General features: G+C 45.6%; 9 protein-coding genes. 5 read left to right on the forward strand and 4 right to left on the reverse strand.

Features of this window, described 5'->3' with window-relative positions; translation table 11 throughout:
• Positions 1–201 precede the first annotated feature (201 nt).
• Together sbcB and MHN02_RS12950 are read left to right on the forward strand one after the other, a co-directional pair.
• Complete coding sequence (gene sbcB / locus MHN02_RS12945; protein WP_239246537.1) at positions 202–1,632, forward strand: exodeoxyribonuclease I; 1,431 nt, start codon at positions 202–204, stop codon at positions 1,630–1,632.
• Between the two features lie 127 nt (positions 1,633–1,759).
• Positions 1,760–3,415, forward strand: coding sequence for a FapA family protein (locus tag MHN02_RS12950; RefSeq protein WP_131136209.1), 1,656 nt, complete (start codon positions 1,760–1,762; stop codon positions 3,413–3,415).
• A gap of 19 nt (positions 3,416–3,434) precedes the next feature.
• On the opposite strand, the gene MHN02_RS12955 is transcribed toward MHN02_RS12950, so the two are convergent.
• From MHN02_RS12955 to MHN02_RS12970, 4 genes are all read right to left on the reverse strand, one after another.
• Positions 3,435–4,838, reverse strand: coding sequence for a transporter substrate-binding domain-containing protein (locus MHN02_RS12955; RefSeq protein WP_343212223.1), 1,404 nt, complete (start codon positions 4,836–4,838; stop codon positions 3,435–3,437).
• 132 nt (positions 4,839–4,970) lie between these two features.
• Positions 4,971–6,206, reverse strand: a complete 1,236-nt coding sequence (gene kynU / locus MHN02_RS12960) for a kynureninase (RefSeq protein ID WP_239246543.1) — start codon at positions 6,204–6,206, stop codon at positions 4,971–4,973.
• Positions 6,196–7,338, reverse strand: coding sequence for an alpha/beta fold hydrolase (locus tag MHN02_RS12965; protein ID WP_239246546.1), 1,143 nt, complete (start codon positions 7,336–7,338; stop codon positions 6,196–6,198). The genes kynU and MHN02_RS12965 overlap by 11 nt, the downstream gene beginning before the upstream one ends.
• 101 nt (positions 7,339–7,439) lie before the next feature.
• Entirely contained in the window at positions 7,440–8,615 is a 1,176-nt protein-coding gene (locus MHN02_RS12970) for an acetyl-CoA C-acyltransferase (protein ID WP_014949162.1), read from the reverse strand.
• 352 nt (positions 8,616–8,967) lie between these two features.
• On the opposite strand from MHN02_RS12970, the gene MHN02_RS12975 reads away from it, so the two are divergent.
• The 3 genes from MHN02_RS12975 (at position 8,968) to MHN02_RS12985 (ending at position 12,404) form a co-directional block, all read left to right on the forward strand.
• Positions 8,968–9,375, forward strand: coding sequence for a MerR family DNA-binding transcriptional regulator (locus MHN02_RS12975; protein ID WP_014949161.1), 408 nt, complete (start codon positions 8,968–8,970; stop codon positions 9,373–9,375).
• Positions 9,372–10,541: an isovaleryl-CoA dehydrogenase gene (locus tag MHN02_RS12980; RefSeq protein WP_239246549.1), complete on the forward strand. Its 1,170-nt coding sequence runs from the start codon at positions 9,372–9,374 to the stop codon at positions 10,539–10,541. Before MHN02_RS12975 ends, MHN02_RS12980 begins: the two co-directional genes overlap by 4 nt.
• A 255-nt stretch (positions 10,542–10,796) precedes the next feature.
• Entirely contained in the window at positions 10,797–12,404 is a 1,608-nt protein-coding gene (locus MHN02_RS12985; RefSeq protein ID WP_014949159.1) for a carboxyl transferase domain-containing protein, read from the forward strand.
• Positions 12,405–12,414: the final 10 nt, after the last annotated feature.

Raw genomic sequence — 12,414 nt, forward strand, 5'->3', positions numbered from 1 at the left:
TCATCATTTTGTTAATGCGCAAGTTTCGCGTGATACATCAAAACGCAAAATACTCAAAAAAAGACAATGATTAACGCGTTTTTTTAGGTCTTGCCGATGGCGAACAAGTAAATCACTGTTCATATTAACGCCAGCATTTGGTATTCAATTTCTCGCGGTGTACACTGCCATCAATATTTCTCTAACATCGCAATAGTGGTTATGCACGCACCTACATTTTTGTGGCACGATTTTGAAACCTTTGGCACCAGCCCACAAAAAGATCTCCCCTGCCAATTCGCTGCAGTAAGAACTGATATGGATTTAAATGTGATTGGTAAACCCATAAATATCATGAGCGCCATTGCGAATGATTATTTACCACATCCAGAAGCGTGTTTGGTGACCGGCATAACACCGCAGCAAACCATTCGCGACGGTTCTAACGAAGCTGACTTCGCCGCGCGAATTTATCAGGAAATGTCGACGCCAAATACCTGTAGTGTGGGCTTTAACAGTATCCGATTCGACGATGAAGTTTCCCGCTACCTGTTTTATAGAAACTTTTACGACCCATATTCACGTGAATGGCGAAATGGCAATAGCCGTTGGGATATAATCGATTTAGCGCGAGCGTGCTATGCACTGAGACCCGATGGTATTAATTGGCCACGCCGAGAAGATGGTGCACCAAGCTTTAAACTTGAGGCGTTAACTGCTGCTAATAACATTGGCCACGAAAACGCTCACGATGCTTTGAGTGACGTCTACGCCACAATAGCCCTTGCTAAACTGATAAAAGATAAGCAGCCTCGCCTTTTCGATTATGCGTTGTCGTTACGCAGTAAACACACGGTGATGCAGCAAATCGATCTCACTAAACCATCGGTATTGCTTCATATCTCGTCTAAACTCCCTGCCTCTCAAGGCTGTTGCACTTGGGTTATGCCTGTGGCGAAGCACCCAACCAACAGCAATGCATTTATCGCTATTGATTTATCGCATGACATTGACAGTTTAATGAATGACACACCAGAAGAGATAAGACAGGCGCTTTATGCCCCGTCAGATACATTTGACGATCCGTTAGAAAGACCAGGGCTTAAGCTCATTCACGTCAACCGCTCGCCGTTTATTACCACAGCTAAAGCAATGACAGAAGACAATGCCGCACGACTAGGACTGGATCGCGAGCGCTGCTTAGACAATTACAAAGTACTTGCCAGTATGCCCGAACTCGCCACTAAAATCGTAGATGTCTATGATGACGACATTCAAAATGGTGAACTGGATATAGATCACGCGCTATATAGTGGTGGGTTTCTTAATGACGAAGACAGAAGGTGGTGTGAGCGTGTAATTGAAGCACAGCCTGATGATTTAGCCACTCTGAGTGAAAAAACACAGCACGAAGGGCTCAGAAAGCAGCTATTTCGATACCGCGCTAGAAATTATCCTAATACACTGACCGCAGATGAAATGACCAGGTGGCAGCATCATCGCCAAGCTCGCTTGACTGATTCAGCTTTTCACGGCTCAATCACATTAGAAAACTATATGATGCGGTTGGAATCACTGGCGCATGAACACAGCGACAATCCTGAGAAGCAGGCCATTTTACGCGCACTTTACCAATATGCCGAAAACCTTTGACGGGCGTTTTAGAACGCCTTAAATTAGTAGATGAAAAAAATAGACAGGCCGAGAACAAGTCAACGTCAAGTAATCGATAGATGCCGCCGATAAAAAGAATACACGTGCGCAAGGGAATAAAGAAGTTATGAATGGCGTAACAATAAGCTTCGACAAATCAAGAACCTACATTAACTTACAGTTAAATCCTTCTGATTTCACGTCAGAAGTTGATAGTAGGGAAATAAGAAAGCAACTAGAGAGCGGAGAAACTAAGCGGCTGTATGTTTCTGAAAAAGCGTTAAAGTCGGCCTGTGATACAGCTAATCATTATTTCAAGACGGGTGATAGCACTGTCGTTCAGGAACGCGTTGGCGAGCGCAAAAATGCTGAAATTGAATTTCGCATTCCCGAGGATGGGATGCAGGCGAACCTTGTGCTGACCACACCCTATGGCGGTAAACTTCCCTCATTAAGTACCGTTAAATCTCTAGCAGTAAAAAACAGAATCATTCGTGGCTTAAGCACCAAAACCATTGAATCTATGCTTACCCAAGCAAGGCAGTCTCCTCCAGGCACAGTACTAGAGCAAATTGTCGCGAAGGGCCTACCAGCTAGAAATGGCAAAAACTCAAAATTTATTCCCCTGGTACCAAACGCACTTGAAAGGGTGTTAAAACCCCAGACGGGTGATGGCGAGCGCGTGGACATGCGTAATTTAGGCGAAGTTATTTGCGTTAAAGTGAACACGCCTGTGCTGAGAAGAACCGAGCCAACTCAGGGCCGTTCTGGCTTCGATATCAAAGGGAATAAAATTCCAGCCGTTGCGGGCGAATGGGTCAACTTTAAAATGGGCAGCGGCACCGTTGTGTCCGACAGCGACGCCAATTTATTAATGTCTGCAATTTCTGGTATGCCGAAATACCGAGACCAGATAATGAACATTGACGATACCTTCATTTGTAGCGGCGTGAACGTTGGCTCTGGGCACGTGAATTACGAAGGTGCAGTATTGGTAAACGGCGATGTTACAGAGAAAATGCAAATCAAGGCCGCTGGAGATGTAACCATTAACGGCTTTGTGGAGTCGGCGTATATCGAGTCTGGCGGCGACATCATCATTACCGAAGGCGCGATGGGTAAAGTTAACGATACCCAAGGTGAATTCCAATGCCAACTAGTCGCAGCCGGCAGTATCCACGTTCAACACGGTCAAGGCATTGATATTCAATGTAGCGGTAATATTACCGTTGGTCGTCAGTTGGCGTATAGCCGCCTGCGTTGCGGCGGCGCAGTCATAGTTGGACAAATTGATAAGCCCATGGGAAACCTATTTGCTTGTGACATTATCAGCCAAGATCGCGTTGAAGCTGGCACTTTAGGCGCTGTATCTGGCAGTACATTGAAAGTTGATTTTAGCCCGGGCTTTAACCAACTGTTAGAGCGCAAAGACTCTTTAGATGAATTGTTGAAGCAAATTCGCGAAAACAATCTTAAACACAAAGAAAAGATTAACCTTATTCAAGGTAAGAAAGTGCCTAAAGAGCTTCAACGTAAAGTAGCTGAAGCGTTAGAGCTTTTTAACAATGAGAGCGCATTGCTGGAGTGGCTTGAAAACAAAGCCAACGACGTCAAAGCAGCAAAAGAAAACTACCAGTCAGATATAAAACTTATCGCAAACAAACGTCTTTATCCCGGAGTATCGGCGAAGCTTAATAACCGTAACTGGCGTTCTGAGCGAGAATACGACAGGGCGCAAATTCGTTACGATTCGCACCAATGGCACTACGACCCTTTAATTTGACCTAACTAGTTCACTGAAGTTACTGTGCCACAGTTACGTTGCCATACCCTTGGCGCTTTGACTGGTACAGTGCCTTCATGGTGCGTTCAAACCACTCTGTGAATTCCTCAGACTCCCTGAGCTCAGATAAACCCATGGCCGTTTTAAAGCTCTCGACAAGCGAGTGATGGGTAGAAATGCAGTCTAACAATCTGTCTGCAAGATTTTTAGCTGCGTTTAACTCGGTTTGAGGGCACAAGATAATAAACTGTTCACCGCTAAAACGCGAAACAACATCGACTTCTCGAACGGTATTTAGACAATTCGTTGCCACGGCTTTTAGCGCCTCTTCTTTAGCCGAGGGCTCAATTGAATCTCTGTCATCGCTTACAGGGGTTAGTTCGATAACAATTAACGAAGCCGTAGTGTGAAATCGATGGAAACGTGAGATTTCTTCTTCCGCTCGCTGGATCATATGATTGCGGTTATATAGCCCCGTTACCGTGTCGTGAGCAGACAAGAAACCAAGGGTCTTGTTCTTTTCTAACAAGGTTGCTTGTAACGCACCTATTTCCTCGTTTTTCTGGTTAATAATACGCTTGTAGCCGCTAACGTTTCTATTTCTAAAAGTAAAAAGCAAGAAAACTAAAATGACAATTGCGGTGCTCAAAACCATAACGACATAGTTACGACTATAGCGAACTTGGACATTATTCCACTGCTTATAAATTTCTACCTTTCGCGTTTCTGGAATACGCTCAATGGCAAAGTTAAGCTTGTCCACCAGGTGGCCATAGGTTTTGTTCACACCAAAAGCTAATGAGTCGAAGGGCTCGGCATAACCAACAATATTGAGGTCTTTCAGCTTCAAATTATTGATGTGCATATTCACGCTCATTAATGAGCCCACCATTACATCAAACTCATCATTCGCCAGCTGCTTTAGCCCTTCTTCTTCAGACGGAATAAGCTTTAAACGTAACCCCGGATAGTGTCGTGAAATATATTCAACTTGGCGATAACCCTGAACAATCCCTACTACTCGATTTCCCACTCCAGCGTAGCCTTGTATCATTGGCATACCAGACTTAGCCACCAGCACATTGGGCGCTTCAAAATACGGCACACTAAAGTCGAGGAACTGCTTTCGATAGTCGGAAGTATTTAGCATGGGGATAACTTGGCACTTCCCCTGCTGAACGTACTCTAGGCTCTGTTGCCAGCTCTCAGTGGGCACTAGGGTAAACGTTAACTCAGATATTTCAGCAATAAGCTGCATATATTGGGCAGAAATCCCCACATGGATGCCGTTTCTGATTGCTTCGTAAGGCGCCCAGTTAGGATCTATACAGTACGTTACATTATTAGATTGTTCAGATGCCGCCTTTTGACCAGCTTCTGCTTGTAGGAGCGCGCTAAAACAACTCGCTCCTACAAACAACATGGTACAAAGCAGATATTTTCTTATTTTTTTCAACTGCACACCCAAAACATGTGAAGATATCGATGACAACCGCGAAGTATTAAGCGTAAATTCAAAAATTGCAATTATTTAGCTGATAATCTCGCTTTTCAGCTAGGTAACGCTCTGTCTTTGCTGAAACTCATCGTTTTCATAGCGCTTTTCATTCATAATTTCGGTAAGGCTTGCCACCGCTTTTTCAATATCGACGAAGCTTAAATACAGTGGCGCAAAACCTATTCGCAGAATATTTGGTGCACGGAAATCTGCAATCACCCCCTCAGCGATCCAAGCTTGGCAAATGGCGTAAGCGTGGTCGTGCGCGAAAGCAAGCTGACTACCTCGATTATCGATGCTGGGGCTTACAATGGAAAACTTGTCCAGAAGGCCTGCGCGCTTGGCTTCAGCGATGAAAAATGCCTGTAGCTTTTTGGATTTTTCATCAATAGCTTTAAGTGATACATCTTCAAATACGTCTAATGCCGCATCTAAAATGCTCATTCCAACAATTCCTGGCGTACCGCACAAGTTTTGCTTCACGGAATTGTCGCCAGCGTAATCAGGAGAAAATGAGAAAGGCGAGCTGTGCCCCATCCAACCAGACAAAGGTTGTTGATACTGTGCTTGATGTCGTTTAGCGACATAGATAAACGCTGGCGCACCAGGGCCGCCATTTAGATATTTGTAGGTACAGCCGACTGCAAAGTCCACATTACATGCGTCTAAGCTGACAGGAAACGCTCCAGCACTGTGCGCTAAATCCCACAAAGTTAAAATGCCCTTTTGGTGGGCTTGCTCGGTAATGATTTGCATATCGAGTTTATTGCCACTTCTGAAATTTACCTGTGTCAGCATCAGTACGGCAATATCATCAGTTAGCTGCGACCCAATGCATGCTTCGTCAACATAGCGAATACTGTAATCGCTGCCGAGTAAGTCAAGCAGGCCTTGCACCATGTATATGTCGGTAGGAAAATTATCGCGGGTAGTCGCTATTACCTTGCGACTTGGGTGCATTTTTAACGCCGCGCTTAATACTTTAAACAGATTGATAGAAATGGAGTCACAACAAATAACTTGGCCACTTTTAGCGCCAATCAGACCGCCAATCTTATCACCCACTATCTGAGGTAGATGGATCCACTGATGCTTGTTCCAGCTTGTAATGAGCCCCTTTCCCCACTGTTCATTGACAACGTCGTCAGCTCGCTGTTTCGCTGCCTTAGGCAGAGGCCCTAGCGAATTGCCGTCTAAATAGACCGTATTAGCGGGAAGCGAAAACGCCTGCGCCTTGTCACGGAGTGGATCTTTAATATCAAGTTGTTCAGCTGAAAAAACCTTATTCATCATGTTCACTAATAACCTCAAGTAAAGCATCAAAGGATGTTGATTCAGGGTGAAGCCAATCGAAATGGCCACCATTTTTAATTATTTTTTGGTTGGTTCCAGATAATACAGCGTGGCGCGCTGGCACAATACTATCAGCATCGCCTTGGAGTAGTGTAATTGGCAAACTGCCATGGGTTGGCCGTGGTGTAGCCCTTTGATATGCGGTTGGAACATCTTCAGGCGTTCCATTCATGAATTTCGCTGTAGCCGACTGGCAGCTGTTATGGCCCTTGGCATAGGACTGGATGTCCGTAATTGCCGCTAACCCGATAATCCGTTTTATGTCTGCGCGCGATAAGTTCAAGGATGACGAAGAAAGACGTTGCGCAGCAAGCAAAGCTAAGTGCCCACCAGCAGAATGCCCCGCAATGTAAATGTTAGTGTAGCGCCCTTCGTTCTCTATTCGTTTTAAGGCTGTTCTTATTGCTTGTGTCACGTCGTCTAAACTACCGGGCCAGCCACCACCTTCATCACCTACACGCCGATACTCTGTTACGTAGACACCCATCCCAAGCTCTGCTAAAGCATGGTACATCCCTCTCGCATGTTCGTAACCGTAGGCACTAAGCCAACACCCACCGTGAATAAATATTAACGCTTTATCAGCATACATTGCGTTCGCAGACAAACGTCCGTGCCAAGTATAAATCGTTTGTAATGGGTCATCGCCGTAGCTGAATTGTTCATCAGCTTCGCTTGTTGGCAAGACACCCAACGCTGAATAAGGTACCTGGCTTATTTTCTTGGGGTAGATAGCTGACGATTCACTGTTGGCATGAGCACTGTTGGCATGGGTGTCACCCGAAGTCTTTTTTTCTTCGCTAGTGTGGGTGTCTTCCGAAACAGCGTCGTCAGAAACATTAACGATTGATTGGGTTTCGTGAAGCGGAGACAGAGTTAAGTCATCGTGGGTGTCTTCATTACTCGATAAAGAACGTGATTCCTCGTAGTGAGTGCCATTGTTATCGTGGGTGTCTGCGTAAGTCGAGTTTACTGAAAACGATGAGTCAGCTTGGACTTTCGCAACAAGCGTTAAAGTGGATAGCGCAACCGCAAGGGTTATAGAGTTGATAACGTAAGTCACTGTCTTCATGCTTTTGTATTTTTCTTTATATTGAACCACAGAGCGAAATCAATGTGATTAGGCTCCGTGATTAAATATTTTACATATTTGCCATCTATAGCTATAGCGGCTTAGAGCATTTCAACGGCAAGCGCTACACCCTCACCACCACCAATACATAAAGATGCGATACCTTTGCGACCACCGCGTTGCTTAAGCGCGTGAAGTAGTGTTACCAATATGCGTGCACCAGAGGCTCCGATTGGGTGACCCAATGCACAAGCGCCGCCTTTTACGTTTACTTTACTTTCATCTAGTCCAAGCTTCTTGACAGCCAACATGGTTACCATGGCGAAGGCTTCGTTAATTTCGAAAAGATCGACTTCTTCTTTCGTCCAACCTGCCTTATCCAGCACTTTTTCCATAGCGCCAACAGGCGCAACGGTGAAGTTTTCAGGTTCAATAGAATTTGTAGCGTGAGCAACCACGCGCGCAAGCGGTGCTAGACCAAGTTCATTTGCTTTGCTTTCGCTCATTACAACCAGTGCCGCTGCACCGTCAGAGATTGAGCTTGAGTTAGCAGCCGTGACCGTACCGTCTTTTTTGAAAGCCGGTCTTAGTGTTGGAATTTTTTCTGGGCGAGCGGAACCTGGGCCTTCATCGGTATCAACAACAGTATCGCCCTTACGAGAAGAAACTGTAACGGGTACTATTTCATCGACGAAAGTTCCGCTGTTTATTGCTTCATGTGCCTTGGAAAGCGAGCTTAGAGCAAACTCATCCATTTCACCGCGAGAAATATTTTCTTCATCAGCAGTATCCTGTGCGAAGCAGCCCATTGCTTTGCCGTCATAGGCATTTTCCAGACCGTCTAGCATCATATGATCAAGTACTTGGCCATGGCCCATACGATATCCCGTTCTAGCTTTAGGCAACATATATGGCGCATTACTCATGCTTTCCATCCCGCCTGCCACGACTGCTGTCGCACTGCCTGCTTTAATTAAGTCGTGGGCCATCATTACCGCTTTTAAGCCCGACCCGCATACTTTGTTGATAGTTGTCACACCTGCACTTAGCGGAAGCCCCGCCCCCAGTGACGCTTGACGCGCCGGAGATTGACCAAGACCAGCAGGTAATACACACCCCATGATGACTTCATCAATTACAGAGACATCCATCTCTTCACAGGCTGCTTTAATCGCAACTTCTCCAAGTTTGGTCGCAGCAAGCGAAGACAAATTACCGTTGAAACCACCCATTGGTGTGCGCTTAGCTGCGACAATAACTACTGATTCGTTACTCATAACCGTGCCCTTAAAATTCATTAAAATTATAGAGTTAAGTGAAGAAAGCTACGTAGATGTATACAAAAGTAAACACCCCTAACAGCTACAACGTCTTGCCTTCACCATGAAAAATTGACGTTAGCAAAATGTTACTTTACCTTAACGTAAAATGTAATTAACGTTAACGTAAACCTGTACTAAGTATGTGTCAACCAAACACTACGTTTTAATATAGCGGTATACAAAACCATCTACCTTAAGACGATAGTGCTATTGCAATGACACCCAACCTAATACAGAGAATTTAATTACAAAGACACCCACGTTAAAACAAGGGTGTTAAACAGCGCTGAAATACAAGGTACGTGTAATGAGCAAGTACGACGACGAAACAACATATGCAATAGGCGAACTCGCTCGAGAGTTTGACATTACTCCTCGTTCAATTCGTTTTTACGAAGAACAAGGCCTAATGTCACCGTCAAGAACGGGACAAAATCGCGTTTATCTGAACAAAGATAGAGTGCGCTTAAAGCTGATCTTGCGAGGAAAACGACTAGGATTTTCCCTTGCTGAAGTCAAAACACTGTTCGACATGTACGACACCAACCCCAATTCGGCTATTCAGTTAGAAGCCATGCTCGAAATGACTGAACAGAAAAGAGCGGTGCTTAAACAGCAGCTAGAAGACATCCAGATGTTAATGACTGAACTGGATGATGTTGAAGCACGTTGCCGTGAAGAACTCGCAGAACTCAAACGAGGAAATATCGCATGAACACCTCCTACCCTACTTTAAATTTTGGACTTGGCGAAGACATCGAGATGTTACGTGATCAGGTCTATCAATTTGCACAAAATGAGATTGCTCCTCTTGCTGAACAAGCAGACGCAGACAACCAATTCCCAAACCAATTGTGGACAAAACTTGGCGATATGGGCCTATTGGGCGTTACAGTTTCAGAGCAATATGGTGGCTCTGATATGGGCTACCTTGCGCATACTATCGCAATGGAAGAAGTTAGCCGCGCGTCAGGTGGTATCGGTTTGAGCTATGGCGCACATTCGAATCTTTGTGTTAACCAGATCTTCAAAAACGGTAATGATGCCCAGCGTGAAAAGTACCTACCTAAGTTAGTAAGCGGTGAGCATATTGGTGCACTGGCAATGAGTGAACCTAATGCGGGTTCGGACGTTGTTAGCATGAAATTGAAGGCTGAAAAACGCGGCGACAAATACGTCCTTAACGGCAACAAGATGTGGATCACAAACGGTCCTGATGCGCATACTTTTGTTATCTACGCGAAGACCGACCCTAACGCAGGGCCAAGAGGGATCACAGCGTTTATCGTAGAGCGTGATTTCCCAGGCTTTAGCCGCGCACAGAAACTCGACAAACTAGGTATGCGCTCTTCTAATACCTGTGAATTAGTTTTCGAGGATTGCGAAGTACCAGCTGAGAACATTCTTGGAAAAGAAGGCGAAGGTGTTCGCGTACTTATGAGTGGCCTAGATTACGAACGCCTTGTTTTATCAGGCGGCCCGCTTGGCATTATGCAGTCGTGCATGGATATCGTAGTACCTTACATTCACGACCGTCAGCAGTTTGGTCAATCAATTGGTCAATTCCAGCTAGTACAAGGCAAAGTAGCTGACATGTACACGCAAATGAATGCCGCACGCGCGTATGTCTACACCGTTGCACAATCATGCGATCGCGGTGAAACAACGCGAAAAGATGCTGCTGGCGCTATTCTTTACTCAGCGGAACTGGCAACCAAAATGGCATTAGATGCCATTCAGCTACTTGGTGGTAATGGCTACATCAACGAATACCCGACTGGACGCTTATTACGTGATGCCAAGCTTTATGAAATTGGCGCAGGAACGTCTGAAATTCGCCGAATGCTTATAGGCCGCGAGCTATTTAACGAATCGAAGTAATATGGAGTTCTGGGTGGAAACAAACTTCGTTTGAAACAGGGAAGCTTAGGTATTCCCTGTGTCATAGAAATTAGGAAGACACCCACCCTACTCTATTTAAAGTAGATTTAGAAACGCTGAACTTTATTAATAGGCTAATGAATTGCAAAGACACCCACCGCAGCGAAAGCGCTTAGCATGGGTGTCTTGCTAATCATCTTGCTAACTAGTGGCTAACGCGACAGCCGTCGCCTAGGCCCAACACAAGGAGGGGTTATGCCCGTTCTTCGCTCAAGTATAAATACTAAATCCGAAACATTTATCGCAAATGCTGAACACATGCAGGCTCAGGTAAATGATCTCCTCGAAAAAATCGAACAAATTTGCCAAGGTGGCGGTGAAAAAGCGGCGGAGCGCCACGTGTCTCGAGGAAAACTTCTACCTCGCGACCGAATCAACGCACTGATTGACCCAGACACGCCCTTTCTGGAAATAGGCCAACTGGCAGCATGGGAAGTCTATGAAGACTATGTACCTTGTGCCGGAGTCGTTGCCGGTATCGGTATTGTTGCAGGTATCGAGTGTATGATTGTAGCTAACGATGCCACTGTAAAAGGCGGGACGTACTACCCCCTTACCGTTAAAAAGCACCTTCGCGCTCAGACTATCGCAGAACAAAATAACCTACCTTGTATTTACTTAGTAGATTCAGGTGGCGCTAACTTACCTCGCCAAGATGATGTATTCCCAGATAGAGAGCACTTTGGTCGCATCTTTTTTAATCAAGCGAATATGTCTGCTAAGAATATTCCTCAAATTGCGGTAGTAATGGGTTCCTGTACAGCTGGTGGTGCTTATGTTCCCGCCATGGCTGATGAAAGCATTATCGTTAAAGAACAAGCGACTATTTTTCTGGGCGGCCCACCGCTTGTTAAAGCTGCAACAGGTGAAGTTGTTACCGCAGAAGAGCTTGGCGGTGGTGACGTTCATACTCGAATTTCGGGCGTTGCCGACCATCTCGCCAACAACGACCACCACGCACTCTCATTAGCGCGTAATGCTGTCTCCAGACTGAACCGAAAGAAGCCAGAATGCCTAGATGTGGCCGAGGTAAAACCTCCACGCTACGACACCAAAGAAATTTACGGCATTGTGCCTGCTGATAGTCGTCATACATACGATGTAAGAGAAATCATTGCGCGTGTTGTGGATGACTCAGACTTTGATGAGTTCAAACCGCTTTACGGCACAACCTTGGTTTGTGGTTTTGCGCGCATTTTCGGTTTCCCCGTAGGCATTGTGGCTAACAACGGCATACTTTTCGGTGAAAGCGCGCTTAAAGGTGCTCATTTTGTCGAACTATGCGCCATGCGAAAAATCCCTCTCGTATTTTTGCAAAACATCACAGGCTTTATGGTCGGTAAGCAATACGAGCACGGCGGTATCGCAAAACACGGCGCAAAAATGGTAACTGCCGTTGCATGTGCGAATGTGCCAAAACTCACTGTCCTTATCGGCGGAAGTTTCGGTGCTGGTAACTACGGCATGTGCGGCAGAGCCTATGACCCACGCTTCCTTTTCATGTGGCCAAACGCTCGAATCTCTGTAATGGGTGGTGAACAAGCTGCGGGCGTTCTCGCTCAAGTTAAGCGCGACCAAAAAGAGCGCTCAGGCGAATCATGGTCTGCAGAAGAAGAAAAGGCATTTAAACAACCTGTTATCGATACGTACGAAAAACAAGGGCATCCATACTATGCGTCTGCAAGGCTTTGGGATGATGGTGTTATTGACCCTGCGGATACTCGATTAGTGCTTGGCCTATCGCTTTCAGCGGCACTTAATAAGCCTATCGAAGACACCCAATTTGGCATATTTAGAATGTAGGAGTGCAGGT

Source organism: Alteromonas sp. CNT1-28 (genome assembly GCF_022348345.1).
In the GTDB taxonomy this organism is placed as follows: Bacteria; Pseudomonadota; Gammaproteobacteria; order Enterobacterales; family Alteromonadaceae; genus Alteromonas; species Alteromonas macleodii.